At 63.0% G+C, this 24596-nt stretch carries 25 protein-coding genes; 14 read left to right on the top strand and 11 right to left on the bottom strand.

Going from position 1 to position 24596, the window contains the following annotated elements:
- Positions 1-73 precede the first annotated feature (73 nt).
- The gene (gene mutS / locus AB7783_RS27275; protein WP_441279772.1) at positions 74-2797 is read right to left on the bottom strand and encodes a DNA mismatch repair protein MutS; all 2724 of its coding nucleotides are present in this window, start codon (positions 2795-2797) and stop codon (positions 74-76) included.
- A 254-nt stretch (positions 2798-3051) separates the two neighbouring features.
- On the opposite strand from mutS, the gene pcaF reads away from it, so the two are divergent.
- The 4 genes from pcaF to AB7783_RS27255 all read left to right on the top strand — a co-directional run bounded on the left by pcaF (position 3052) and on the right by AB7783_RS27255 (position 6249).
- Complete coding sequence (gene pcaF / locus AB7783_RS27270; protein ID WP_116661429.1) at positions 3052-4260, top strand: 3-oxoadipyl-CoA thiolase; 1209 nt, start codon at positions 3052-3054, stop codon at positions 4258-4260.
- Positions 4261-4319: 59 nt separating this feature from the next.
- Entirely contained in the window at positions 4320-5021 is a 702-nt protein-coding gene (gene pcaH / locus AB7783_RS27265; RefSeq protein ID WP_068732948.1) for a protocatechuate 3,4-dioxygenase subunit beta, read from the top strand.
- Positions 5021-5602 carry a protocatechuate 3,4-dioxygenase subunit alpha gene (pcaG, locus tag AB7783_RS27260; RefSeq protein ID WP_089262670.1) on the top strand — a complete coding sequence of 194 codons (582 nt, stop codon included), beginning with the start codon at positions 5021-5023 and terminating at the stop codon, positions 5600-5602. The genes pcaH and pcaG overlap by 1 nt, the downstream gene beginning before the upstream one ends.
- 113 nt (positions 5603-5715) lie before the next feature.
- The gene (locus AB7783_RS27255; RefSeq protein ID WP_441279335.1) at positions 5716-6249 is read left to right on the top strand and encodes a hypothetical protein; all 534 of its coding nucleotides are present in this window, start codon (positions 5716-5718) and stop codon (positions 6247-6249) included.
- Between the two features lie 9 nt (positions 6250-6258).
- On the opposite strand, the gene AB7783_RS27250 is transcribed toward AB7783_RS27255, so the two are convergent.
- From AB7783_RS27250 to AB7783_RS27235, 4 genes are all read right to left on the bottom strand, one after another.
- Positions 6259-7830, bottom strand: coding sequence for a DHA2 family efflux MFS transporter permease subunit (locus AB7783_RS27250; protein WP_441279334.1), 1572 nt, complete (start codon positions 7828-7830; stop codon positions 6259-6261).
- A 4-nt stretch (positions 7831-7834) separates the two neighbouring features.
- Complete coding sequence (locus tag AB7783_RS27245; RefSeq protein ID WP_441279333.1) at positions 7835-8989, bottom strand: HlyD family secretion protein; 1155 nt, start codon at positions 8987-8989, stop codon at positions 7835-7837.
- On the bottom strand, positions 8982-9461 hold the full coding sequence (locus tag AB7783_RS27240; protein ID WP_231078214.1) for a MarR family winged helix-turn-helix transcriptional regulator: 480 nt from the start codon (positions 9459-9461) through the stop codon (positions 8982-8984). Before AB7783_RS27240 ends, AB7783_RS27245 begins: the two co-directional genes overlap by 8 nt.
- A 179-nt stretch (positions 9462-9640) precedes the next feature.
- Positions 9641-10486 (bottom strand): outer membrane protein, encoded by an 846-nt coding sequence (locus AB7783_RS27235; protein ID WP_089262684.1) that lies wholly within the window; start codon positions 10484-10486, stop codon positions 9641-9643.
- 65 nt (positions 10487-10551) lie between these two features.
- Here AB7783_RS27235 and AB7783_RS27230 point away from each other — a divergent pair, with 65 nt between their 5' ends.
- The 4 genes from AB7783_RS27230 (at position 10552) to ispG (ending at position 14661) form a co-directional block, all read left to right on the top strand.
- Positions 10552-11730: an AraC family transcriptional regulator gene (locus AB7783_RS27230; RefSeq protein ID WP_441279332.1), complete on the top strand. Its 1179-nt coding sequence runs from the start codon at positions 10552-10554 to the stop codon at positions 11728-11730.
- Between the two features lie 155 nt (positions 11731-11885).
- On the top strand, positions 11886-12371 hold the full coding sequence (locus tag AB7783_RS27225) for a Fur family transcriptional regulator (protein WP_092139844.1): 486 nt from the start codon (positions 11886-11888) through the stop codon (positions 12369-12371).
- A gap of 42 nt (positions 12372-12413) precedes the next feature.
- Entirely contained in the window at positions 12414-13328 is a 915-nt protein-coding gene (locus AB7783_RS27220; RefSeq protein ID WP_089262690.1) for a DMT family transporter, read from the top strand.
- A gap of 49 nt (positions 13329-13377) precedes the next feature.
- Complete coding sequence (gene ispG, locus AB7783_RS27215) at positions 13378-14661, top strand: flavodoxin-dependent (E)-4-hydroxy-3-methylbut-2-enyl-diphosphate synthase (RefSeq protein WP_089262692.1); 1284 nt, start codon at positions 13378-13380, stop codon at positions 14659-14661.
- Between the two features lie 20 nt (positions 14662-14681).
- Here the strand turns inward: ispG and AB7783_RS27210 are convergent, their stop codons facing one another.
- On the bottom strand, positions 14682-14987 hold the full coding sequence (locus AB7783_RS27210; protein WP_441279331.1) for a type II toxin-antitoxin system RelE/ParE family toxin: 306 nt from the start codon (positions 14985-14987) through the stop codon (positions 14682-14684).
- On the bottom strand, positions 14987-15214 hold the full coding sequence (locus AB7783_RS27205; protein WP_441279330.1) for a hypothetical protein: 228 nt from the start codon (positions 15212-15214) through the stop codon (positions 14987-14989). Before AB7783_RS27205 ends, AB7783_RS27210 begins: the two co-directional genes overlap by 1 nt.
- A 188-nt stretch (positions 15215-15402) precedes the next feature.
- Here AB7783_RS27205 and AB7783_RS27200 point away from each other — a divergent pair, with 188 nt between their 5' ends.
- Positions 15403-15792 carry a hypothetical protein gene (locus AB7783_RS27200; protein ID WP_441279329.1) on the top strand — a complete coding sequence of 130 codons (390 nt, stop codon included), beginning with the start codon at positions 15403-15405 and terminating at the stop codon, positions 15790-15792.
- Between the two features lie 6 nt (positions 15793-15798).
- Here the strand turns inward: AB7783_RS27200 and AB7783_RS27195 are convergent, their stop codons facing one another.
- The 3 genes from AB7783_RS27195 to AB7783_RS27185 form a co-directional block, all read right to left on the bottom strand.
- Complete coding sequence (locus AB7783_RS27195) at positions 15799-17403, bottom strand: Na+/H+ antiporter (protein WP_441279328.1); 1605 nt, start codon at positions 17401-17403, stop codon at positions 15799-15801.
- A 168-nt stretch (positions 17404-17571) separates the two neighbouring features.
- A complete protein-coding gene (locus tag AB7783_RS27190) occupies positions 17572-18270 on the bottom strand; it encodes a DUF1345 domain-containing protein (protein ID WP_441279327.1) in 699 nt (232 codons plus the stop codon).
- Positions 18271-18283: 13 nt separating this feature from the next.
- A complete protein-coding gene (locus AB7783_RS27185) occupies positions 18284-19210 on the bottom strand; it encodes a polyprenyl synthetase family protein (RefSeq protein ID WP_320446596.1) in 927 nt (308 codons plus the stop codon).
- Between the two features lie 168 nt (positions 19211-19378).
- Here AB7783_RS27185 and mtgA point away from each other — a divergent pair, with 168 nt between their 5' ends.
- The 3 genes from mtgA to AB7783_RS27170 all read left to right on the top strand — a co-directional run bounded on the left by mtgA (position 19379) and on the right by AB7783_RS27170 (position 21471).
- The gene (mtgA, locus tag AB7783_RS27180) at positions 19379-20077 is read left to right on the top strand and encodes a monofunctional biosynthetic peptidoglycan transglycosylase (protein ID WP_441279326.1); all 699 of its coding nucleotides are present in this window, start codon (positions 19379-19381) and stop codon (positions 20075-20077) included.
- A 262-nt stretch (positions 20078-20339) separates the two neighbouring features.
- A complete protein-coding gene (gene rpmF, locus AB7783_RS27175) occupies positions 20340-20525 on the top strand; it encodes a 50S ribosomal protein L32 (protein WP_068732923.1) in 186 nt (61 codons plus the stop codon).
- A 274-nt stretch (positions 20526-20799) separates the two neighbouring features.
- Complete coding sequence (locus AB7783_RS27170; RefSeq protein ID WP_441279325.1) at positions 20800-21471, top strand: hypothetical protein; 672 nt, start codon at positions 20800-20802, stop codon at positions 21469-21471.
- 181 nt (positions 21472-21652) lie between these two features.
- Here AB7783_RS27170 and AB7783_RS27165 read toward each other — a convergent pair whose 3' ends face one another.
- Positions 21653-21979 (bottom strand): hypothetical protein, encoded by a 327-nt coding sequence (locus tag AB7783_RS27165; protein WP_184520286.1) that lies wholly within the window; start codon positions 21977-21979, stop codon positions 21653-21655.
- 207 nt (positions 21980-22186) lie between these two features.
- Between AB7783_RS27165 and AB7783_RS27160 the strand changes: the two genes are divergently transcribed.
- Complete coding sequence (locus AB7783_RS27160; protein ID WP_441279324.1) at positions 22187-23941, top strand: EAL domain-containing protein; 1755 nt, start codon at positions 22187-22189, stop codon at positions 23939-23941.
- Positions 23942-24115: 174 nt separating this feature from the next.
- Positions 24116-24481 (top strand): DUF1304 domain-containing protein, encoded by a 366-nt coding sequence (locus AB7783_RS27155; RefSeq protein ID WP_089262707.1) that lies wholly within the window; start codon positions 24116-24118, stop codon positions 24479-24481.
- Positions 24482-24596: the final 115 nt, after the last annotated feature.

Here is a 24596-nt window from a genome sequence, read left to right as displayed (position 1 = left end):
CCATCCACGTCTTTGGCGCAGAGAAACAAGGCGTGGATGCCCGGCACAAGGCCAGGCATGACGATAGAGAATGTTACTTCGGCAGTTTCGCCTTCAGCGCATAGAGCGCATCCAGCGCCTCCCTTGGCGACATCTCGTCGGGATGCAGCGCCTTCACGGCGTCCATCAGCAATTCCGCCTCCGACGGAGGAGCCGCCTCGGCCGGTGCGCGCGCGGTGATCGCGAACAGCGGCAGGTCATCCATCAGCGCCTTGGCGCTCTGGCCGCGATCCTGCGCTTCAAGCTTGGCCAGCACCGACTTCGCGCGCGCGATTACCGCCGGCGGCAGGCCCGCGAGCTTGGCCACCTGAATGCCATAGGAGCGATCCGCCGAGCCCGGCAGCACCTCGTGCAGGAACACCACGTCGCCGTGCCATTCCTTGACCCGCACCGTGGCATTGAACAGCCGCGGCAGCTTGGCGGAGAGCGCCGTGAGCTCGTGATAATGCGTCGCGAACAGTGCGCGGCAGCGATTGCTCTCATGCAGATGCTCGATCGCGGCCCAGGCGATCGATAGACCGTCGAAGGTCGCAGTGCCGCGGCCGATTTCATCCAGGATCACCAACGCACGTTCGGTCGCTTGATTGAGAATGACGGCGGTCTCGACCATTTCGACCATGAAGGTCGAACGGCCGCGCGCCAGATCGTCGGCCGCGCCGACGCGCGAGAACAGCCGGTCGACGATGCCGATGCGCGCGCGCGAGGCCGGCACGAAACTGCCGATCTGCGCCAGCAGTGCGATCAACGCATTCTGGCGCAGGAAGGTCGACTTACCGGCCATGTTCGGACCAGTGATCAGCCAGATCTGGCCGGACTTCTGCCCCGGCCCGGGCGACAGATCGCTGGCATTGGCGATGAACGGCTGGCCGTCGCGGCGCAGCGCCTGTTCGACGACGGGATGCCGGCCGCCCTCGATGGCGAATAACAGCGAGTTGTCTACTTCGGGGCGGACGTAGTTGTCATCGACCGCCAGCTTCGCCAGAGCCGTTGCGACATCGAGCAGCGCGAAAGCATGCGCCGCAGCGCGCAGATCTTCCGACGCCTCGGCGACCATCGCCGACAGCCGTTCGAAGATTTCGAGCTCGAGCCCGAGCGCGCGGTCGCCGGCATTGGCGATCTTGGCTTCGATCTCGCCGAGTTCGGAGGTGGTGAAACGCACCTGCCCTGCCAGCGTCTGGCGATGGATGAAGGTCGCGTTCAGCGGCGCCTGCATCAACTTGTCGCCATGCTGCGCGGTGACTTCGACGAAATAGCCGAGCACATTGTTGTGACGGATCTTGAGGCCCTTCACGCCGGTGTCATCGGCATAGCGCGCCTGCATCGCGGCAACCACGAGGCGCGAGGCATCGCGCAGATTGCGGGTCTCGTCGAGCACCGGCTCGAAGCCTTCGCGCACGAAGCCGCCGTCGCGCTTTAGCAGCGGAAGATCGTCGGCCAGTGCGCGGGCGAAGGTCGCCGCGAGTTCGCGCGATGGCCGGCGCAGGCCGGTCATGGCGGCGGTGATATCGGCCGGCAGGTTGTCGATGGCGCCGAGGCGCGTCAGCACCTGATCGGCGGCAAGCACACCATCGCGCAGGCAGGCGAGATCGCGCGGACCGCCGCGGCCGACCGAAAGCCGCGCCAGTGCGCGCGACATATCAGGCGCAGACTTCAGGGCCGAACGCAGATCGTCGCGCAGCCCGCTGTCGGATACGAAACTCGTGACCGCATCGAGCCGGCGGCCGATCGCCACTTCATCGGTAAGCGGCGCGGCGAGGCGCTGCGCCAGCAGGCGCGAACCGGCGGCGGTGACTGTGCAGTCGATCGCATCCAGCAGCGAGCCCTTGCGCTCGCCTGATAGCGTGCGCGTCAGTTCGAGATTGGCGCGGGTCGCCGGATCGATGGCCATGGTGGTGCCGACCGCTTCGTGGGTCGGCGGCGACAGCGGCACGCGTTTGCCGACTTGCGTGCGCTCGACATAGGTGACGCACGCCGCCGCAGCGGTCGCTTCCAGCCGCGACATGGCGCTGAGGCCGTCCATGGTGGCGACGGCAAAGTAATCGCACAGCCGGCGCTCGGCGGTGGCACCATCGAACACGTCACGGGTCAGCGGCGTCACCGCCGGCAATTCGCGCAGCAACTGGCTGAGATCAGGATCGCTGTAGAGCGCATCCGTAACCAGCACCTCGTTCGGATTGATCCGCGCCAGCGTCGCGCCGAGTTCGCCTGTCGCACATTCGGTGACAATGAATTCGGCAGTCGAAATATCGATCCAGGCCAGACCGATGCGATCCGCACCGCTTGAGCCCTTGCTGCGCGCAATCGCCAGCAGATAATTATTGGCCCGGGCATCGAGCAGGTTTTCTTCGGTCAGCGTGCCCGGCGTAACCACGCGCACGACGTCGCGGCGAACCACGCTCTTGCCGCCGCGCTTCTTCGCCTCGGCCGGATCCTCCATCTGTTCGCAGACGGCGACACGGATGCCGAGCGAGATCAGGCGGTGCAGATAATCATCGGCGCGAACCACCGGCACGCCGCACATCGGGATATCCATGCCCTGATGCTTGCCGCGTTTGGTCAGCACGATGCCCAGGGCGCGCGAGGCAACCTCCGCATCCTCGAAGAAGATCTCGTAGAAATCGCCCATCCGGTAGAACAGCAAGAGGCCGGGATTGGCGGCCTTTATCTCAAGGTACTGTTCCATCATGGGAGACACTTTTGCGGTGTCTTCCACGCGGGGAGCGGGTTCTGGGGCGGTAATGGGCTGCTGGATCGTCATGGCGCCGGACGCTAGCAAATTTTGCTCCGCCGATCCCACCCGCGCCTGTCGCAAACTATAGTTTTCCCCACCGTGGCGAGGTAGTTGACAAGTCAACTGCGATTTCATATCCGCAGTTCTCAAGGGAATTCTTTGAATTCCCAGGGACAACGCTGCCATCCAGCAGCGGCATTTGACCGGGTCAGCGGGGGTTCTTAAAACCACCGCGAAAATCCGGCAATCGAGCGCGGATGCAGTCTCCAGGGAGAGAATTGATGAGCGATGTCTTCATTTGCGACGCCGTCCGCACCCCCATCGGCCGTTTCGGCGGCTCCCTTGCCAAAGTTCGCGCCGACGACCTCGCCGCCGCCCCCATTAAAGCCCTGATGGACCGCAATCCCGGTGTGGATTGGGCTGCCGTCGAGGAAGTCTATTTCGGTTGCGCCAACCAGGCCGGTGAAGACAACCGCAACGTCGCCCGCATGGCGGCGCTGCTGGCCGGCCTCCCCGATTCCGTTCCCGGCGCCACGCTGAACCGCCTTTGCGCCTCCGGCCTCGACGCCGTCGGCGCCGGCGCCCGCGCCATCCGCGCCGGTGAAATCGATTTCGCCATTGCCGGCGGCGTCGAATCCATGACCCGTGCGCCGTTCGTTCAGGGCAAGGCCACCGAAGCCTTCTCCCGTTCGGCGGAAATCTTCGACACCACCATCGGCTGGCGCTTCATCAACCCGCTGATGAAGGAAAAATACGGCGTCGACGCCATGCCTGAGACCGGCGAAAACGTCGCGCAGGATTTCCAGATCTCGCGCGCCGACCAGGATGCCTTTGCGATCCGCTCGCAGCAGAACGCCGGCAAGGCGATCGCTTCGGGCTATTTCGCCGAAGAAATCATCCCGGTGATGGTGCCCGGCGGCAAGGCCGGCCCCATCGCCGTCGACAAGGACGAGCATCCGCGCCCCGAAACCACGCTGGAAGGCCTCGCCAAGCTGCGCCCGATCGTCCGCAAGGACGGCACGGTCACCGCCGGCAACGCCTCGGGCGTCAATGATGGCGCCTGCGCCATGATCCTCGCCTCGGGCGCCGCTGTGGAGAAGCACGGCCTCAAGGCCCGCGCCCGCATTCTCGGCCTCGCCTCGGGCGGCGTCGCGCCGCGCATCATGGGCATCGGCCCCGTGCCGGCGACCAAGAAGCTGATGGAACGCCTTGGTCTGAAGATCAGCGATTTCGATCTGATCGAGCTCAACGAAGCCTTCGCGTCGCAGGGTATCGCCGTGCTGCGCCAGCTCGGCGTCAAGGAAGACGCTGACTTCGTCAATCCGCATGGCGGCGCAATCGCGCTCGGTCATCCGCTCGGCATGAGCGGCGCGCGCCTGGCGATGACGGCCGTGCACGGCATGGAGAAGCGCGGCGGCAAGCTGGCGCTGGCCACCATGTGCGTCGGCGTCGGTCAGGGCGTCGCCATGGCGATCGAGAAGCTGAACTAAAAAACTACGTCCACAAGCAAGCCGCCGCGGGATCCGCGGCGGCCAAAGGGGAAACCAGCATGACGCTAATCTATCCCGTCGAGAGCAATGCGGCGCACGCGCCGCGCCTCTCACCCGGCTACAAGAGCACCATCAAGCGTGCCCCGCAGAAGCAGCGCATCCTGATGCCGCACACGCTGTCGGAAACGACAGGACCGGTCTATGGCCACGAGACCGTGCGCCCCGGCGATCATGACCTCACTACCATGCATGCGGGCGAGCCGCTCGGCGAACGCATCATCGTGCACGGCACGGTGATGGACGAGGACGGCCGCGGCGTGCCGAACACGCTGGTCGAACTGTGGCAGGCCAATGCCTGCGGCCGCTACGTGCATGTCTGGGACCAGCATCCTGCGCCGCTCGATCCGAACTTCACCGGCGCCGGCCGTACCGTCACCGACGCCGCGGGCAACTACAAGTTCGTCACCATCAAGCCAGGCGCCTATCCGTGGGGCAATCACCATAATGCCTGGCGCCCTGCGCACATCCACTTCTCGGTGTTCGGCCACTCCTTCGTCTCGCGCCTCGTGACGCAGATGTATTTCCCGAACGATCCGCTGTTCCCGTTCGACCCGATCTTCAACTCGGTCACAGACGAAAAGGCGCGCCTGCGCATGGTGTCGGATTTCGACCTCGACGTCACCGAGCCCGGCTGGGCGCTGGCCTATCGTTTCAACATCGTGCTGCGCGGCCGCAACGCCACCCCGACGGAGAATCACTGATGCCCGGAATTACCCCGTCGCAGACCGTCGGTCCGTTCTATGCCTACGGCCTGACACCTAACGGCAAATACGCCTGGAACGACGCCTTCACCAGCAACCTGCTGACACCCGACGTCACCGGCGACAAGATCCGCATCGAAGGCGTGATCTATGACGGCGACGGCAAGGTGGTGCCCGACGCCGTACTGGAAATCTGGCAGGCCGATGCGCAGGGCCGTTTCGCCGATCCGCAAGATACCCGCGGGCTGCCGAATTCGAGCTTCAAGGGTTTCGGTCGCTCCGGCACCACCGATGCCGGCGAATATTCGTTCGACACCATCAAGCCAGGCGCCGTGCCAGGCATCGATGGCAAAGAACAGGCGCCGCATATCGTGATGGCCGTGTTTGGCCGCGGCATGACGATGCAGTCGATGACGCGTATCTATTTCGAGGACGAAGCCGCGACGGCTGATGATGCGGTGATGAACCTCGTCCCGGCCGACCGCCGCGCGACGATCATCGCGAAGAAGACGGCGCCGGGCGTGTATCGGTTTGATATCCACCTGCAAGGCGACAACGAGACGGTGTTCTTCGACGTGTGAGTGCCCTTCTCCCTCCCCCTAGCGTGGCGCAGCCGCGCGACGTGGGGAGGGTGGATCGACCGCGCCGCGGTCGAGACGGGTGGGGCGCCTAGTCCACCGAACTGGATCAGCAGGTGCAGACGCTCAGGCGCCAGTTGGAAAAATTCACCGAGCGCCAGGGCGATCGCCTGTCGCCCGAGCGGCGCGAGCTCTACGCACGGCTGCTCGACGCGGCGCTGCGCCTGCAGGCGCGCTACCGTTCCCACTCCAACATGACGATCGTCCAGGGCGACTCCCATGTCTGGAACATCTTTCTGCCGAAAGATGAGAACAGCGATGAAGCGCTACAATTCGATTGGGATAGCTGGCGCGTTGACACGGCATCGGACGATCTCGCTTATATGATGGCGATGCACTGGTATCCCGACCTACGGCGGCGCTTTGAGCAACCGTTGCTCGACCACTACCACGCCGAACTGGTGGCACGGGGCGTGCGCGGCTACGACCGGCGTGCGCTGGATGACGACTACCGCCTGTCCGTGTTGTGGCAGATCACCACCCCGGTATGGCAGGAGGCCAATAACATCCCGCCGGTGATCTGGTGGAACAACCTTGAACGCATCATGCTGGCAGTCGACGATCTCGACTGTCGCGAGTTGCTCGGCTGACGGCCGGCTTTATTCCATCACCGCCGGATGCTCATCCGCACCCGGCTTCGCCGCTTGCGCGCGCAGGGTCGCCTTGGACGAGCCGATGATCAGCGCCATCGGAATCGCGCAGAGCGTCACCAGCATCACCATCTGATAATCCAGCCCGAAGGCGATGATCGTGGCCTGCAGCGTGACGATGGCGTCCATCATGGCGCGGCCGCTATCGGTGGCGAGGTTAATCGCGCCGGTGACATTGGGCATCTGCAGCGCGTTGTTGAACGGCGTGACGTGCTCCACCAGCACCGCATGGGCCATGCGAGTGCCGGAAGTGAGTTGCGCGATTACGATGGAAATGCCGATCGAACTCGCGACATTGCGCAGCAGCGTGAGCATCGAGGTGCCGTCGGTGCGCAGATGATTTGGCAGCGTCAGGAACGCCACCGTGGACAGCGGCACGAAGACGAGACCAAGGCCGAATCCCTGCGCGATGGAGACGACGACGATCTCCGGCACGCCGGTCTGATCGGTCCACATCGACGTAAAGAACAGCGACACCGACATCAGCGCCATTCCCACCATGATCAGTGTCCGCGCCTCGACATATTTCATGATGCGCCCGACCAGCATCATCGCCACGAAGGTGCCGGAGCCACGCGTCGCCAGCAGCAGACCTGCCGTGAGGATCGGATAGCCAATCACGTTCTGCAGATAGGGCGACGACAGTGCCATGGTCGAATACAGCACCAGCCCCATGACGGCCATGAACACGCAGCCGCCGACAAAATTCTTGTCCTTGAAGATCGCGAACTGGATGAACGGCTTCGAGGTCGTGAAGGAATGCGCGAAGAAATAATAGAAGCCGATGATCGAGACGATCGCTTCGATGACGATTTCGTTGGATTCGAGCCAGCCGAGCTGCTCGCCGCGATCAAGCGCAAGCTGCATCGATCCTATGCCGATGGCCAGCGCGCCGAAACCGAACCAGTCGAATTTCAGTTCGGCATTGGTCTTGGTCTCGTCCATGAAGGCCAGCAGGCCAAACACCGTGACGATGCCGAAGGGCAGATTGACGAAGAACACCCAGTGCCAGGAATAGGTCTCGGTCAGCCACGCGCCGAGGGACGGGCCCATGATCGGGCCGAGCATCACGCCCATGCCCCAGATCGACATCGCCTTGGCGCGTTCATGCAGCGCGTAACTGTCGAGCATTACCGCCTGCGACAGCGGCACGAGTGCCGCGCCAAACACGCCCTGCAACAGGCGAAAGCCGACCATCTGGTTGATGTCCTGTGCGAGGCCGCACAGCACCGAGGCGACCGTGAAGCCCGCCGAACAGACGATGAAGATCTTCTTGCGGCCGAACCGGTTGGCGATCCAGCCGACGGGCGCGGTCATGATAGCCGCGGCGACGATATAGGAGGTCAGCACCCAGTTGACCTGATCCTGCGACGCCGACAACGTGCCCTGCATGTAGGGCAGGGCCACATTGGCGATGGTGGTGTCGAGCGCCTGCATGATGGTCGCGGTCATGGCGCAGATCGTCACCATATTCCGGCGAAAGCCGGGGACCGCACTGGGAGATGGCGCCGACGTACTCATGGGATCAGTCCTGAGCAGCCTTGGCCGATGACAGGCCGAGCAGGCCCGCCAGCGAGCGATGATGCTTGGTATCGATGGTCGTGTAAGTGCTCATGCCGGCCTTCAGTCGCTTCACGAAGGGATCTGCATAATCGAGATAGATCCGCACCGGCACGCGCTGCACCACCTTGACGAAGTTGCCGGTGGCGTTTTGCGGCGGCAGGATCGCGAATTGCGCGCCGGTGCCAGGGCTCAGCGAACCGACAGTGCCCTTGAAGGCGTGGTTCGGGAACGCATCGACGTCGATCTCCACAGTCTGTCCGACGGCGATGTAAGTGAAATCGGATTCCTTCAGGTTGGCATCGACCCACGGCCTGTTGTCGTCGATCACCGTGAGGATCGGCGTGCCGGCCATGGCGAAGCGGCCGAGCTGGATGTTATCGACCTGCGTCGCGACACCGGAGATCGGCGCCTTCAGTACGGTGTGGTCGAGATTGCGCTGCGCCTGATCGAGCGCCGACTGCGCCTGCGCGTAAGGCGGGAACTGGGCCAGCGGCAGATCGGGATTGCCGAGCAACTGGTTCATCGAGGTCGCGAGCTGCTGCCTCAGGAGTTCGAGCTGTGCTTTCGCGGTCACCGCCGCGGTCGCCGCATTATCGAGATCGAGCTGCGAGCCGAAGTTGCTCTTCACCAGTGTCGACTTGCGTTCGACGTCGCGCTGCTTGAAGTCGACGCCCTGCTGCGCCAGATCCTGCATCTGGCCGTAGATCTTCACGTTGCTGACGAGGTTGTCATAGGTGGTCTTTGCCTGCGCCAGCTTGGCCCTGGCATCGTCAAGCGCCAGCCGGAACGGCACCGGGTCAATCTCGAACAGCACATCGCCTTCTTTGACATGCTGGCCTTCGCGCACCACGACCTTGTCGACCTTGCCGGAGATGTCCGGCGTGATCAGCACCTTCTGCGCGCCGACATAGGCATCGTCAGTGCCGACATAGCGACCGCCCGACAGATAGAAGGCGACGCCGCCAACAAGAACGATGGCCGGCAGTACGACCAGCAGCAACGTTCGCCGGTAGCGCTTCAGAAATCCTGTCACACCCTGACGCTGCGTCGTCGCGGCGCCATCGGATCCGCCCTCGGGCGTATCCTTGTCGGGAAATTTCAGCACGGGCTCAGCCATAAACTTGTTCCTTGGTCTTTGTGGCTGCGGGGTTCAGCGCAGCGCGAATATTGTCTTTGATGGTTTCGAGATGCGCGACCAGCTGGTGCATGTCTGCCTCGCTCACGCCGTCGAACGCGACCTTCATCAGGTTGCCGCGCAGCACCGCTAGCTTTGCCGTCAGCGGGCGCGCGGCCTCGGTGAGATAGAGGCGCTTGATGCGGCGGTCGGTATCGTCATTGCGGCGTTCGATCAGGCCGCTGTCGCAGAGCTTGTCGATCAGCCGCGTCAGGCTGATCGGCGCCATTTCCATGGCGTCGGCGAGATCGGTCTGTTTTTGCCCCTCATTGCGCTCGACCTTGGCGAGCACCGCCCATTGGGCGCGGGTCATGCCGAACTGGCGCGCTTCCTTGTCGGCCAGCAGCCGCAACATGCGCTGGGTCTCGAACAAAGCGGATAGGAAATCGGTGCCGGTGTCAGGCTGGCAGGACATGGTGGCGCTCCGTAAACTTAGCTTATTATAAGCAAGCTTATGAATAGCGCATCGGTGGACGATACGACGCAGCCCCGCGACTAGCGCATGGCTAGATCTCCGAACCTCCCACAAATGGGCGACACAGCAAAAAGCCCGGCACGAGGCCGGGCTTGAGGTCGTCAGGAGGATCGAAAGGATCAGTATTTGGCGACGACCGCGGGGCTGAAGGCGTAATTGATGCCGGCGCGGAAGACGTGGTCGTGGAAGCCGACCGAGGTCTGGTTGGCTGTCCCCCCGAAATAGGTCGCCGAACCCAGATCGAGATAGAGATATTCGAGCTTGGCCGACCAGTTGGTGCCGAACTTCTTTTCCAGACCGGCGCCGAGCGTCCAGCCGACACGAGTCTGCGATTCCGACAGCAGCGTGCCGGGAATCGTCACGGCGGCGCTGGCCGGTGTCGTGCCAGCAGAGCCTGGCCCGAAGATCTGACCCGTTACTGTCGTCTGGGTGGAATATTTGACCTCACCGACAACCAGACCGCCAGTACCGTAAAGCAGCAGGTCCGGTGTCGCCAGCAGGCCGACCCGGCCGCGGAATGTGGCGAACCACGGGAAGCTCCATGAGCTGTTTGCCGAGGTCAGTGCGAGCAGATTGAAGTCACCGCCGGGCAAGGTGGTCCGCAGCGAACTCACTGGAGAGTTCGCGCTGCCACGTTCACCAGTCCCCTGGATATCGGCTTCGAGACCGACGACCCATGTGCGGTCGAGCTGCCAGTTGTAGCCGATCTGGCCGCCGCCGAGGCCGCCATTGACGTCCTGCTTAACCGGCGATGCAAAGGCGGTGCCCGGCAGGAAAGTGGCGTCGCCCTTGCCCCAGCTGTAGCCGCCGTTAAGGCCGACATAAAATCCGGTCCAGTTGATGCCGGGGTCCACCAGAACCGGCGCCTTGGCGTACATGCGGGGCGACAGATCCGCAGCGCCAGCGGTCGACGAAAACGCCACGATGGCGAGGCCTGCAGCGGCCAATACGGTGCGTTTCACCATCAGTCTCCTCAACAACAGATCAACAAAGGCAGGCCGAAGGCCCTGCTTCGATGATGTGTAGTTGAATGAGACATCAGCGACTTGGAACGGACGCGACGCGGCAGGACTGGGCGAGACTGGCACCGCAATTCGTTCTGCTTGTTGCGTTCAGGCCACATGGCGCATCGCGAACTATCAAAGACAGAAATACCCAAAAGCGCGCTAACGGCGATCATTATGAACGTGATCCGGCGCTGGCACGACCAAGATGTAGTTCAATGCTTGCAGGACTGATCCTCGTGACTTCAGGGCCCGGTCCCGAAACGCCCGATTCATTAATCGCGGCTGCTTCCGAAAATCTGCCGACACCGCAGCTCCAATTCGGGCGCCTGACATTCAACGTCGAATCCCCTCTTCCGACGGACACCCCGTTTTCAACCGATACTGCATTGCACAGGTTGCCCGGCGCGATTGTTTTTATCGGCACGGGATTTCCGGCGAACGACCGCGTGTCGGATGCTGCGACTGCGTCATCGCCTGACGATGTTGTGTTTGCAGTCGTTCTGAAAGGTCGGGCTCGCGCATCGCAGCATGGCCGCGAAGAGATCATCGAGCAAAACCATGCGGTCTTGATGACAACCAGGGACGCTGGTTGGCATACGTCATCTTGTGAGACGCAGCATCTGATCGTTCAGATCGACCGTGCTGCGCTGTCGATCAAGGTGCCGAATCTCGGCGCTTGGCTCATGCGACCTGTTCTCCTGGAGGCTCAGACGTTGCGGCTGTTGATGGCGCATTGTCAGGAAGCAATCGACCTCGACGGGACCGCCCCCACCCATCTTCAACACCACGTCGTGGCCGATCTATGTAGCCTGATCGCACTTCTGACGATCGGTTGCGAGAACCACTCCGAGACATCTCCACCTTCCAGCACCCGCATGCTGCGCTTGCAGGCGATCAAGGCAGCCATCGAAGCAAGTCTCGGAAATCACGACCTCTCGGCCGAAACACTGGCGGCGACTCAGAAAATCTCGCCTGATTATGTCCGCAAGCTGTTTCGCGAACACGGCCTCAGCCTGTCGGAATATTTGCTCGAACGGCGTTTGGCCCTTGCTCATGCACTGCTACTCGACCCACTGCGGACCGATGAGCGGATCGGGAAGATCGCGGACGAGGCCGGCTTCAACGATTTGTCGTATTTCAACCGGACATTCCGGCGCCGATATGCCACCTCGCCATCGGATCTGCGCAGAAGCGCGACTTGATCCGGTACGGTATACTCGTTCAACCTTTGCAATCGACCGGTCGGCGCCCCATCTGCAGGGAACGTTCGTCGTTTACCGCTGGATTTGGTGTAAGACTGGGGCCCAACGCCAAAAAGACGGGCACAATCACACCCAACGGGTTAAGCTACCTCCATATGGCAGTTCCGAAACCAACTTTCCCGGCTCCTGGCCACGATCACGACCGCTGTACGGCGGACGCGATGCATCATGCCGAGCATGTCTGTGCGGCCCGATCGCAAAAGCTGACCCCGATCCGCCGGCAGGTGCTTGAAGCGCTGCTCGCGAGCCATCGGCCGCTTGGGGCCTACGAGATCATCGATGAGCTTGCCAAGACCACTTCGCGTCCGGCACCCATCACCGTGTATCGCGCACTTGATTTCCTGATGGAGAACGGCCTCGTTCACCGCATCGAGAGCCGCAACGCCTTTCTGGCCTGCGCGCACGACCACGGCACAGCCTCGATGGTCGCGTTTCTGATCTGTGACCAGTGCGGGTCGGTCGGCGAAGTGCCCGCAACGAAGGTCGCGCAGAGCCTGAATGATGCCGCACGGACGACTGGCTTCGTCCCGAAACTGTCTGTTGTCGAAATCACCGGAACCTGCGCGCACTGTCAGGCGTGACGATCCCATAACAACACGGCGACAAGCCGGGCCCGAGGCTTCATGTCTGCAGAAGTGATCATCAGTCCACCCGGCGGACGCGCACTCACCGCCGGCGCCATCGCCCTCGTGCTGATGCTGTGCCTGACCTGGGGCTTCAACCAGATCGCCATCAAGCTGGTGCTGCACGATATCCCGCCTTACACGCAGGCGATGCTGCGCTCGGCCGGCGCACTGCTGGTCATCCTGGCCATTGCGCGCATGCGCGGCGTCAAGTTGTTCGAACGCGACGGCACGCTGAAAGCGGGCCTGTTTGCCGGCGTGCTGTTCGGCATCGAATTCGTGCTGATCTTTCACGGCCTGCAATTCACGACGGCCTCGCGCGCCGCGGTTTTCCTCTACACGATGCCGTTCTTCGTGGCCTTCGGCTCCTATCAATTCCTGGGCGAACGCCTGCGCCCGGTGCAATGGGCCGGACTCGCGGTGAGTTTTGCCGGTGTCGCCGTGGCGATCGGCGTCCCGCAGCCCGACGTCACCGCTGATGTGCTGATCGGGGATCTGATGATTGTCGCCGGTGCGGGGCTGTGGGCCGCGACCACGCTGGTGGTCAAAACGACCCCGTTGCTCTACGTCGCGCCTGAAAAGGCATTGGGATACCAGGTCGGGCTGTCTGTCCCGATTCTGGGCCTGGCGGCGCTGCTGGCGGGCGAGACCGTGACCCGGGTTCCCGGTCCGCTGGCGCTGTCCCTGCTCTCGTTTCAGGCCTTCTGGGTGGTCGGCTTCACGTTTTTGCTCTGGTTCGGGCTGATCAAGACCTATTCCGCCAGCAAATTGTCGGCTTTTACCTTCATTACCCCTTTGTTTGGCGTCGCGGCAGGCTATCTCATTATGGGCGACCACCTGACCCCCGCCTTCGGCCTCGCTGCGTTATTGGTCGTCGCCGGGCTGGTCCTCGTTAACCGACCGGTCAGGGCCTAGGCCACTAACGCATTGCTGGATGTCATCTAAATCTGATATTCGAGACCCCATGAACAAGATTGAAATTCCGTCTGATATCGCCGGTCCGGCGCCCCGGCACCTCACCACACAGGTCATGGTTGGCAACGTCGCTGTCGGCGGCGGCGCCCCGATCGTCGTGCAGTCGATGACCAACACCGACACGGCCGACATCCAGGGCACCATCGACCAGGTCGCAGCGCTGTCGCGCGCGGGCTCGGAAATGGTCCGCATCACCGTCGACCGCGACGAGGCCGCAGCTGCCGTTCCGCATATCCGCGAAGCACTCGACAAGCAGGGCATCACCACGCCGCTGGTCGGCGACTTCCATTACATCGGCCACAAGCTGCTCGCCGAATATCCGGCCTGCGCCGCGGCACTCGACAAATACCGCATCAATCCCGGCAATGTCGGCTTCAAGAGTAAGCGTGACAGCCAGTTCGCCGACATCATCGAGATCGCCAACAAGAACAACAAGGCCGTCCGCATCGGCGCGAACTGGGGTTCGCTCGATCAGGAACTGCTCACCAAGCTGATGGACGAGAACGCGCTGTCCGCGAATCCAAAGGACGTCCGCGCGGTGACGCGTGAAGCGATGGTGCAGTCGGCATTGCTGTCGGCGGCCCGCGCCGAAGAACTCGGCATGCCGAAGAACAAGATGATCCTCTCCGCTAAGGTCTCGGCGGTGCAGGACCTCATCGCGGTGTATCAGACGCTCGCCTCGCGCTCCGACTATGCGATTCATCTTGGCCTGACCGAAGCCGGCATGGGCTCGAAGGGCATCGTCGCCTCCTCGGCCGCGCTGGGCATTCTGCTGCAGCAGGGCATCGGCGACACCATCCGCATTTCGCTCACCCCCGAGCCCGGCGGCGACCGCACGGTGGAAGTTCAGGTCGCGCAGGAGCTGCTGCAGACCATGGGCTTTCGCACCTTCGTGCCGCTGGTTGCAGCCTGCCCCGGTTGCGGACGCACCACCTCGACCACGTTCCAGGAACTGGCGCGCTCGATCCAGGATTTCATCCGCGACTCGATGCCAGGCTGGAAGACGCAGTATCCGGGCGTCGAAAACCTCAACGTTGCGGTCATGGGCTGCATCGTCAACGGCCCCGGCGAATCCAAGCATGCCAATATCGGCATTTCACTGCCCGGCACCGGCGAAAGCCCCGCCGCGCCAGTGTTCGTCGACGGCGAGAAATTCCGCACCCTGCGGGGCCCAAGCATTGCGGCCGACTTCAAGGCGCTGGTGATCGACTATATCGATCAGCGCTACGGCGCCAACGCCAAGGCGCCGGAAGTCGTCACCGCGGCCGAGTAATTCAAGCAGCTGCTCCAAAATCAGCCGGCGACCGGATCATCCGTCGCCGGCTTTTTTCGTGCCGTATGACGGACATGAAGGATCACGACTTCATCCAAGCCTTCGTCAACTGCATAGAAGATCGAAAACGGATAGCGCACGATCGGCAGCAGACGGGCGTCGTCTTCGCTCGTAGCCACACCTGTGAACGGGAATTGTTCGAGTTGTGCGCAAACCCGCTCGATACGAGCCACAACGGCACGTGCAGCCGCCTCATTGCGCTCGGATATATAAAGGAAAATCTCTTCGAGTTCGATCAGGGCGGTCTTAGACCACCTGACTTTCATCAGCGAAAGCGATTGAAGAGAGCCCCAATTTCTTCTTCGCTAGCCAACTGGCCAGCTCGCATTTCAGCAAGACCGCGGAGCACGGCAGCCCGCTCTTCGTCATTCAATTGGTAGACACCGACGTGCTTTGCCTCGATCTCGTTGAACGACGTCAAAAACTCTTCCTGCGCCTCTTCCGGCCAGGTGGCGACTTGTTCAAGGATGAGTTCGATATCCGGACGGGTCATCGATTATGTTTAGCACATTTTTGCTGCCATGGCGACAATTTCAATCTATAGTTTTATTTTAGGATACAGCACGTGAAGAGGCGATCTTGCGTCTCGGCAATCGCTTATTCGGATTGGCACCCAGGCCGAACGCTACGGTCGCCGGCGCCTTTTTCATTCTTGTCTCCTCAGCCTCTTGCAACGCTCAGATGTTTGGCCTGCCTGGCCGCTTCACGCGGCCTGACATCGCGCCATCACAGCAGACGCCGCCGGCAGCGCCCCCTCAGGTGCCGAAGCGGACCGGCAACGCTGCAGCTCACTGGGGACCGCTCTTCAAAGCCCAGGTGGAGCGATGCTGGAAAAAGCCCAGTGGTGGCGGCAAGGAGCCGATCGAGGCGATCTTTGTGATCAAGCTGAATCGCGATGGCATGATCGATGAGGCGCGCCCGATATCGATCACCTCGACCACGCCCTATAGCAAGGCGTATCAGATGAGTTGCATGCGTGCCCTCGAGAACTGCCAGCCCTACAGGCTTCCCGATGCCTCTTACGACGAATGGCGCTTCTTCGAGCCGGTCTTCACCGAGCGCATCCGCTGAGCAACACTACAGCGGAATCCGCCGGAATTCCCGGTTGCTCAGCCCGGCTTCTTCCAGATCCAGGTCGCGCTCGATGCGGCGGCGGCTTTCGTCGGTGATCTTGCCGTCGCGCAGTTGCGCGTGGATGAATTTGCGCTCGGCCTTGATGAGTTCGCGCACCAGATCGATCCCCACCGCCGAGACGTCGACGTCGGGATCGAGTTCGCCCGGTAACTGGTTCGAGCGGCTTTCATGGCGCGCGCGCAGCAGCTTCACGACTTCGTCGGACAGCTCCCGATCATCGGTCATGGCATCGAGCCGCGCCAGGGCTGTGGCCAGCGCCTCGCGGCGCGTAGCGAGCTCGGCCTCGTGCTCGGCGATATATTCCTCGCGGCCGATTTTGGTCACGCCGAGCCACTTCACCACGATGGGCAGGCACAGGCCGAAGCCAACCAGCGTGATGAGAATGATGTTGAACGACACGAACAGGATCAGGTCGCGCGACGGAAAGCCTTCGTTCGAGACCAGCGTGAATGGCAGCGCCAGCGCTGCGGCGAGCGATACGGCACCGCGCACGCCGGTAAAGGCGACGACGAAGGTCCATTGCCAGTTCGGCGCGGGATCGCGCTTGCGCAGGTCTGCGCTGAGCCAGCGCGGCACATAAATCGCCGCATAGACCCAGACAAAACGCGCCACGATGATCACGACGGTGACAAGCACCGTGGCCAGCATGATCTCGGCAAACGGAAACGCTTTCGATTTCTCGATCAGCGCCCGCATCTGAAAGCCGGTCAGCAGGAACAGCAGGCCTTCGACCAGATAGATCACCAAGTCCCAGAAGAAGATGCCCTGCAGGCGCGTCGCCGCCGAGATCAGCAGCGGGCCGTTCCATGAGATGTAGAGACCGCAGGCGACGGTGGCGATGATGCCGGAGCCGCCGAAATGTTCGGGAATGAGATAGGCGACATAGGGTGTCAGCAGCGACAGCGTAATCTCGACTTGCGGATCGCGCGCGCGGTGACGCATGCGCAGGCTGATCCAGCCGATGGCGAGGCCGAAAACGAGTTCGCAGGCGAGGATGGCGACGAAGGTACCGGCCGCCTTCGGCAGCGAGAACGCCCCGGTGGTGATCGCCACCACTGCAAAGCGATACAGGATCAGCGTCGTCGCATCATTGGCGAGACCCTCGCCTTCCAGCACGACCAGAATCCGGCGCGGCAGGCCGATTTTGCGCGCAATCGCCAGCGGCGCCACCACGTCGGGCGGCGCGACGATGGCGCCGAGCAGGAAGCCGACCGACCACGGCAGCCCGATCAGATAATGTGTCGCGGTGGCGACCAGGCACGCCGTGAAGATCACGCAGCCGACCGCGAGTAGCGTGATGATGCGCAGATTGGCGCGGAATTCGCGCCAGCTCATGGCGACGGAGGCCGAATAGATCAGTGGCGGCAGCACGCCCAGCAGCACCACATCCGGCGGCAATTGGATCGAGGGCATGCCCGGCACGAAGGCCAGTGCAATGCCGGCCAGCAGCAGCAGGATCGCGGGGGCGATGCTGACGCGCTTGGCCAGCCACGCCGTACCTGCGAGCGCAGCGATCAAAACCAGGAAAATCTGAAATTTGGCTTCCACGCGGGCGGCATCCTTTGCGTGCCTAATTTGCCCGGATGAGAAGTGAGGTCAATGCGATCGTCATTGCGAGGAGCCCTTGCGACGAAGCAATCCAGTCTTACTTCGCTTGTGGCCTTCTGGATTGCCGCGTCGCTTCGCTCCTCGCAATGACGGCGGAGAGGTCGAAGCTCAGATCGCGCTTGCCGCGATATTGACCATCAGCGCGACCAGCGCGGTGTTGAAGATGAAGGAGACGATGCCATGGGCCGTGGCGGTGCCGCGGATGCTCTTCACGGTGATGCCGACGTCGGAGACCTGCGCAGTCATGCCGATGACGAAAGAGAAATACACGAAGTCCCAATAATCGGGCTGTTCCTTCGTGTCGTCATCGCCAGACGGAAATGCCAACCCGCCGGGTTTGGCGCCGCGATAGAATTGATGGGCATAATGCAGCGAGAAAGTCGTGTGCACGGCAGCCCAGGACGAGGCGATGGTGACGATCGCCAGCGTCAACTCCCAGCCCGTGCGATGGCCCTCGCCAAGTTCGAAGACAATGGCCGCGATGCTGGCGAAGGCACCCAGCGCCGCCACCAGCAGGATGATGAAACTGCCATCGTCCTGCAAGGCGGCGTTGCGGCGGATGTGTTTCTGACCGCCGCTTGACAGCATCATGCCGTAGACCAACATGAGATAGAACGCGATGAACACGTCCCAGCCGATCAGCAGACGCGTCACCAGCCGCAGCGACGACGGCAGGACGAAGAAGGCGACGATGCCGATCAGAAGTGCCAGAAACGTGCGCGGTCGCCCGTAGACGACGCGGAGCGGCGCCGGCATCTTGCGAAAACGGACAAGGAGCTCATCGAGATCCTTGCCCGTCTCCGACATGATCAGGTCTTCCTTAGTTCTTGCGCTCGGCCACGAAGCGGGCGGCAGCGCGGAGCACGTCGCCCTTGGCACCGAAGATCGACAACGATGCGTCGGCGGTGGCGATCAGATCGGCGACACGCTTCTTGGCGCCTTCGACGCCAAGCTGCGTCACGAAGGTGGTCTTGTTGAGCGCGGCATCGGCGCCCGCGGGCTTGCCGAGTGCGGCAGCGTCGCCTTCGACGTCGAGCAAATCATCGGCGATCTGGAAGGCTTCGCCGAGCGCGCGGCCGTAATCGTCGAGCGCCTTGTATTCCTTCTGCGTGGCCTGGCCGAGCAGCGCACCGGCGATGACGCCGTAACGCAGCAGCGCACCGGTCTTCATCTGCTGAACACGCGCGACGTCCACCGGACCTTTGTCCCCGAAGCGCCCTTCACCGGCGAGATCGAGCATCTGGCCACCGACCATGCCGCCTAAACCAGCACAGCGCGCCAGCGCGCGGGTCAGCAGCAGGCGCACGGTGGCGTCTTCGTGGATCTCGTCGCGGGTGACGATGTCGAAGGCCAGCGTCAGCAGCGCGTCACCGGCGAGGATTGCGGTGGCGTCGTCGGTAGCCTTGTGCAGGGTCGGACGTCCGCGGCGCAGGTCGCTATTATCCATGGCCGGCAGGTCGTCATGGATCAGCGAATAGCAGTGGATGCATTCGAGGGCGGCGCCAACCAGCAGCGCCTGCTCGCGATGCACGCCGAATACCGCCGCGCTCTCCACCACCAGGAACGGACGCAGCCGCTTGCCGCCGCCGAGCGAGGAGTAACGCATCGCATCCATCAGCCGCTTCGGCCGGGCGATTTCATCGGGTAGCACGCCATCGGCGAGCACTTTGGTCAGTACGGCTTCGGTATCGTCCGCGGTCTGGTCCAGGCGCGAGGCAAAATCTTTGGTGGAAGCACCGGTCGACATTAAGAATAGCTCCAGAACAATTTGGCCGGACAATCCTCTATGGCAAAGGCCACGTCAATTGCGCCTGCGGCGTCCCGCCGCGATTGGTCGCGGCAAGCTTAACCGGCTTGAAAAGAGCGGGGAAAGCCCGCTTTATCAGCGGCATAGCTCCGACCGGGAACGCCCCTCTTGCGCCTCATCCGCCGCCTCATCCTGATCGGGATCCTGCTCCTCGCGCTGCCCTATCTGCTGACGCCGCTTTATGCCGTCGGCCGGCCGATTTCGGCGCTTATGGCCTGGCGCTGGATCACCGGTTCCCCCGTGGAGCGGACCTGGGTTGACCTCAAGGCCATGTCGCCGGCCCTGCCGCGCAGCGTGGTCGCGTCCGAAGACGCCAAATTCTGCAGCCATCGCGGCATCGACTGGGATTCCCTGCAAAACGCCATCGAGGACGCCCAGGACGGCGAAGTCTCCGGCGGCGGTTCCACCATCACCCAGCAGGTGGCGAAAAACCTGTTCCTGTGGTCGGGCCGCAGCGTGATCCGCAAGGGTCTCGAAATCCCGCTGGCCATGTGGGTCGATCTGATGCTGTCCAAGCAGCGGATCCTGGAAATCTACCTGAATATCGCCGAAATGGGCCCATCCGGGCAGTTTGGCGCCCAGGCGGGCGCCGAATATGCCTTCAATCGGCCGGCCTCGAGCCTGTCGGCCCGGGAAGCCGCGCTCCTGGCCGCGATCCTGCCCAATCCGGTCACCCGCAGCGCCCGGACGCCGGGGCCGGGGGTGCGGCGTCTGGCAGGAACCTATATGGCGCGGGCGCAGGCGGCGGAGCTGCAGAGGTGCTGGAACTTGGCTGTCATTCCGGGGTGGGCGCAGCGTCAGCTGTGAACGAGCCCGGAATCCCGATATGTTCAAAACACTTCGAGGTTCCGGGCCCATGCCCGTCGGCTTTGCCGCCGGTCCTGTCCCGGAACGACGAGTTCGGGGCCCCATTTGCCGTAAAATTCCCGCGGCCCCGCCCTAGCCATCGCGTCGTCATTCCGTTATAAGCCCGGCCTTATCAGCGATTTTGCCCGCGCGTTCTGTGCTGGCCGCCTGTCACCGGGCGCCGATCGAAACCATCTGCCAAGAACCTGCAAGGACTTTTCCTATGGCCGTTCCGAGAAGAAAAACATCGCCGTCGCGGCGTGGCATGCGTCGTTCGGCTGACGCGCTCAAGACCCCGACCTATGTCGAGGACAAGGACTCCGGCGAACTGCGCCGCCCGCACCACCTCGATCTGAAGACCGGCATGTATAAGGGTCGTCAGGTTCTGAAGGTGAAGAAAGAATCCTGACCACTGGATGGAGGGCAGCGCCGCGTCAGGTGGCGCCGCCTTCGATCATCCACGTAAGGTCCGGGTTAGGCGGGTCGAAGCGCCAGCGGGCAAGTCGAGAAAGCTGTTCAGACTATAATTCTGAACTGGTCTTCCGCCCGAATTCGCTCCAACTCTGGAGCTAATGCGTTGTCCCGGTGATGCGCGCGCGTCACCTCGGTGATGTCCTCACCTTGGTGATGTCTGGCATCGCCCACATACGTTCTGGTTCTCTCGCTCGCAAAGAAGGCCTTCGATGGCGTCGATCGGTTTCCCGCTGCTGCTGATTCCGGTGGCGATCTGCAACATCATCGCCTTCCTGATGCCCGACCTCGCGCTGTCGGGCCCGATCCCCCTCTTCCCGATCACGCTGATGTCCAAGGACATCTGGATGGTGACGCTCAACGACCTGCTCGTTGCGCTCAGCATTCTCTTGCTGTGGCTCGAAGTGATGCGCGCCGCGCGCCCGGCGCCGAAATATTTCACCGATCATTTCCTGTCGCTGCTGGTGTTCGGCGCGGCAGCTACTGAATTCGTGATGCTGCCGAAATTCGGCAATGCGACCTTCTTCCTGATCACCCTGACGGCGATGGTGGATTTCCTCGCCGGCATCTCGCTTCGCGCCCGCCGTCCGCGCCGCGTCGCCGCGCCGGTCTATGCACCGGAGCCGGCACCGCGTTATGAGCCCGCGCCAGCGCCGGTCGCTCCGACGCATCCGCCCGCCCCCGTTCCGGCCGCAACGTCAGTTGCCGAAGCCGTGCTGACCGACCGTCCGGAGCCGAAGGTCGAGAAGATCGAACGGATCGAGCCGAAACTTGAACCGACCCCGGTCCCGCCGGAAGTCGTGGCGCATACGTCGCCGCAAATCACGTCACCGGATTTGCAGCCGGGTGGCGTCGCGTCGCCTGACGACAAGCCGAAGACGTAAGCGACGAACCTCTCCACTTGTCATCCCCGCCTAGCACGCCGAAGGCGTGCACGGGGCGGGGATCCATACACGCGGAAGAATTGTTGAAAGCGCCATGGATGTGGCTCTGCCGCCGTTTCAGTTTTGAAATTGGAGGCTATGGGTCCCCGCATTCGCGAGGACGACAGCGGAGAGTGCCGAGTCAGGCCATACGCTGCGTGCGGTTGATCGCCGATCCCGCAACATACATATTTGCCACCGACCGGTAGGCCGCCTCGACATCGGCCACATCCGCGCGGCGCAGCACCCGCGTTTGCGGCGCCTGCTCGGCGGTCGCGATCAGATGTGCGATGAAAGATGCATCGGGCCGCGCCACGCGCGACGACACCGGGTTGGTATGCTGCACCGGCTCAAGCCGCGTCAGCGCGACGGCCTCCACGATGACGGACTCTTTCTCGACCACGAAATCGCCGGCGCGCCGCATGGGCTGCGGCGTCGTGGCGTAAGCGCGGGTCGCGGAAATCGACATCGTTAACAGTGCTCGCGTCTCAATTCGGGACGAGGGTTGCCCCTCCACCCTCTGCGTCGCAAGGGTCGTGCCGCGGCCCTCCACAGATCAGATCGGGGCCTCATCAGGTTTGCGAAGGCCTGCCCGGCTACACTTTCTTAAGTCTTTAGGAACTTTGACTAACGATTGTAGCGATCTGAGCCGTATTGTCGGGGGGCGAATCACCCGATGACGTCCCAAAACGAGGCGACTTTGACATCCGCTGTTTCCCAGAGTGCCGATTCTTCCTTGCAGGCAGGTCGCACTTCCGAGCCGCAGGCAGCAGAGATTCTGGCCGCACTCGGCCAGGCCGCCTTCATCTGGGACATCGCCAGCGACCGGATCACCTGGACCGACCAGGCCGCCGCCATCTTCACCGACATTTCCCCGGCCACTATCGCCAGCGGCGCCGAGCTGGCGACTCTCATTGAGCCGCAGCGCGGCATTCGCACCGAGGCACTGGCCAAGGCACTCGCTTCCGGCGGCGGCACCTACCGGATCGAATATGGACTACGCGCCTCGACCGCTGCCGCCGTGCTGTGGATCGAGGAGAGCGGCAATTGCCGCGCCGATGCCGCGGGCAAGGCCGTACGCGTCGAGGGCGTCGTCCGCATCAACAGCGAACGCCATGCCCGCGACGAACAATTGCTGAAACTGGCGCAGCACGATCCCGTCACCGGCGAACTCAATCGTGCGCATCTTCTGGCGTCGCTCGCCGAAGCGATCGAGGAAGCCACCCGCTTCCGCTCGTCCTTTGCCTTCATGCTGATCGGCATCGATCATCTGGCCCGGATCAACGACGCCTTCGGCTTCGATATCGCGGATGAAGTGATCGTCGAGATCGCCAGGCGGATTCGCGCGCGGCTACGCGGCGGCGACGTGATGGGCCGCTTCTCCGGCAACAAGTTCGGGCTGATCCTGAAGAACTGCACTGTTGACGATGCCACCATCGCCGCCGAGCGCTTTCTGGTCGGCATCCGCGACGACGTCATCCCGACCCAGTCCGGCCCGGTCTCGGTGACCGCCACCATCGGCGCCGTCAGCGTTCCCCGCTATGCGCAGAACGTCAACGAAGCCGTCAACCGCGCGCAGGAAACCCTGAACGGCGCCAAGCGCCGCCGCCACGGCAGCTTTGCCCTGTGGCGGCCGAACGTGGAGCGCGATGCGCAGCGCCGCGTCAATATCCGCGTCACCGACGAGATCGTGACTGCGCTGAACGAGCGCCGCATCGTCACGGCCTTCGAACCCGTGATGCATGCCGACAGCCGCACCCCCGCTTTCTATGAAGCGCTGGTGCGCATGAAGCAGGATGACGGGCAGTTGCTGCTGGCGCCGGATATTGTGCCGGTGGCCGAGAAACTGGGTCTGATCCGGCTGGTCGATCACCGCGTGCTCGAACTTGTCGTCGCCGAGCTGGCCGCCGCGCCGGATGTGCAGCTCTCGCTGAACATCTCGCCGGATACGACAATGGATCCGGACTGGTGGACCTCCATCGAGTCCATGATGGCGGCGCATCCCGGCGTCGCGCAGCGGCTGATCGTCGAGATCACCGAGACCGTGGCCATCCAGGACCTCGACGACGTCCGCGGCTTCGTCACGCGGCTGAAGAATTTCGGCAGCCGCATCGCCATCGACGATTTCGGCGCCGGCTACACCTCGTTCCGCAACCTGCGCAAGCTCGGCGTCGATATCGTCAAGATCGACGGCGCCTTCGTGCAGAACATCGCGCATTCCGCCGACGACCGCGCTTTCGTGCAGACCCTGATCGATCTCTGCCACCGGCTCGGCATCAAGACCGTCGCCGAATGGGTGCAGGACGAGGAGTCCGGCCTGATGCTGCGCGACTGGGGCTGCGACTACATTCAGGGTCGCCTCACCGGCCTCGCGTCATCCGCGCGTCCGTGGCTGGACCCGGCATCGCTGCCGAAGCCGGCGGTGGGATAGTTCACGCGTCATTCCGGGGCGAACGCAGCGTTAGCTGCGGGCGAACCTCAGCCACTCCAATGGGAGTGGTGGGGAATCCCGATATAGTATGAACACATCGAGATTCCGGGTTCGGTCCCGTCGCCTTCGGCGCCGGCCCGCCCCGGAATGACAGCTTTTTTATGGGGCCTCATCATGAACTTCATCGGTAATCTTCTGACCGCGCTGGTCGCGGCGCTGCACATCTATTTTCTCGTGCTAGAAATGTTTCTCTGGCAGAAGCCGCAGGGCCTGAAGACCTTCAGGAACACGCCGGAGAAGGCCGAGATCACCGCGGTGCTCGCGGCCAATCAGGGCCTCTATAACGGCTTCCTCGCTGCCGGTCTGATCTGGGGCCTGCTGCATTCCGCGCCCGCCTTCGCATTCCAGATCAAGGCGTTCTTCCTGCTCTGCGTGATCGTCGCCGGTGCTTACGGCGCAGCGACGGTGAGCAAGCGCATTCTCTACGTGCAGGCTGCACCGGCCGCGCTGGCGCTGATCGTGCTGTGGCTGGCAAGTTAGCCCGGAGCGCCGCGCGGCTCCTTCTCCCCGCTTGCGGGGAGAAGGGTGGGATGAGGGGCAAGGCACGCGGCCGGCGACAAACGCACGCCCTCGGATCGCACTGATCGTCCGAACC

Origin of the sequence: Tardiphaga sp. 172_B4_N1_3, from assembly GCF_052076035.1 — a bacterium.
GTDB lineage: Bacteria > Pseudomonadota > Alphaproteobacteria > Rhizobiales > Xanthobacteraceae > Tardiphaga > Tardiphaga robiniae.
This window is presented reverse-complemented; position numbering and strand designations above follow the sequence as displayed.

What these genes read in the sequence shown, in the direction of transcription:
- mutS (WP_441279772.1), bottom strand. Translation starts at nt 2,797, where the DNA reads ATGACGATCCAGCAGCCCATTACCGCCCCAGAACCCGCTCCCCGCGTG.
- pcaF (WP_116661429.1), top strand. Translation starts at nt 3,052, where the DNA reads ATGAGCGATGTCTTCATTTGCGACGCCGTCCGCACCCCCATCGGCCGT.
- pcaH (WP_068732948.1), top strand. Translation starts at nt 4,320, where the DNA reads ATGACGCTAATCTATCCCGTCGAGAGCAATGCGGCGCACGCGCCGCGC.
- pcaG (WP_089262670.1), top strand. Translation starts at nt 5,021, where the DNA reads ATGCCCGGAATTACCCCGTCGCAGACCGTCGGTCCGTTCTATGCCTAC.
- AB7783_RS27250 (WP_441279334.1), bottom strand. Translation starts at nt 7,830, where the DNA reads ATGAGTACGTCGGCGCCATCTCCCAGTGCGGTCCCCGGCTTTCGCCGG.
- AB7783_RS27245 (WP_441279333.1), bottom strand. Translation starts at nt 8,989, where the DNA reads ATGGCTGAGCCCGTGCTGAAATTTCCCGACAAGGATACGCCCGAGGGC.
- AB7783_RS27240 (WP_231078214.1), bottom strand. Translation starts at nt 9,461, where the DNA reads ATGTCCTGCCAGCCTGACACCGGCACCGATTTCCTATCCGCTTTGTTC.
- AB7783_RS27235 (WP_089262684.1), bottom strand. Translation starts at nt 10,486, where the DNA reads ATGGTGAAACGCACCGTATTGGCCGCTGCAGGCCTCGCCATCGTGGCG.
- AB7783_RS27230 (WP_441279332.1), top strand. Translation starts at nt 10,552, where the DNA reads ATGAGACATCAGCGACTTGGAACGGACGCGACGCGGCAGGACTGGGCG.
- AB7783_RS27225 (WP_092139844.1), top strand. Translation starts at nt 11,886, where the DNA reads ATGGCAGTTCCGAAACCAACTTTCCCGGCTCCTGGCCACGATCACGAC.
- AB7783_RS27220 (WP_089262690.1), top strand. Translation starts at nt 12,414, where the DNA reads ATGTCTGCAGAAGTGATCATCAGTCCACCCGGCGGACGCGCACTCACC.
- ispG (WP_089262692.1), top strand. Translation starts at nt 13,378, where the DNA reads ATGAACAAGATTGAAATTCCGTCTGATATCGCCGGTCCGGCGCCCCGG.
- AB7783_RS27210 (WP_441279331.1), bottom strand. Translation starts at nt 14,987, where the DNA reads ATGAAAGTCAGGTGGTCTAAGACCGCCCTGATCGAACTCGAAGAGATT.
- AB7783_RS27205 (WP_441279330.1), bottom strand. Translation starts at nt 15,214, where the DNA reads ATGACCCGTCCGGATATCGAACTCATCCTTGAACAAGTCGCCACCTGG.
- AB7783_RS27200 (WP_441279329.1), top strand. Translation starts at nt 15,403, where the DNA reads ATGTTTGGCCTGCCTGGCCGCTTCACGCGGCCTGACATCGCGCCATCA.
- AB7783_RS27190 (WP_441279327.1), bottom strand. Translation starts at nt 18,270, where the DNA reads ATGTCGGAGACGGGCAAGGATCTCGATGAGCTCCTTGTCCGTTTTCGC.
- AB7783_RS27185 (WP_320446596.1), bottom strand. Translation starts at nt 19,210, where the DNA reads ATGTCGACCGGTGCTTCCACCAAAGATTTTGCCTCGCGCCTGGACCAG.
- rpmF (WP_068732923.1), top strand. Translation starts at nt 20,340, where the DNA reads ATGGCCGTTCCGAGAAGAAAAACATCGCCGTCGCGGCGTGGCATGCGT.
- AB7783_RS27170 (WP_441279325.1), top strand. Translation starts at nt 20,800, where the DNA reads ATGGCGTCGATCGGTTTCCCGCTGCTGCTGATTCCGGTGGCGATCTGC.
- AB7783_RS27165 (WP_184520286.1), bottom strand. Translation starts at nt 21,979, where the DNA reads ATGTCGATTTCCGCGACCCGCGCTTACGCCACGACGCCGCAGCCCATG.
- AB7783_RS27160 (WP_441279324.1), top strand. Translation starts at nt 22,187, where the DNA reads ATGACGTCCCAAAACGAGGCGACTTTGACATCCGCTGTTTCCCAGAGT.
- AB7783_RS27155 (WP_089262707.1), top strand. Translation starts at nt 24,116, where the DNA reads ATGAACTTCATCGGTAATCTTCTGACCGCGCTGGTCGCGGCGCTGCAC.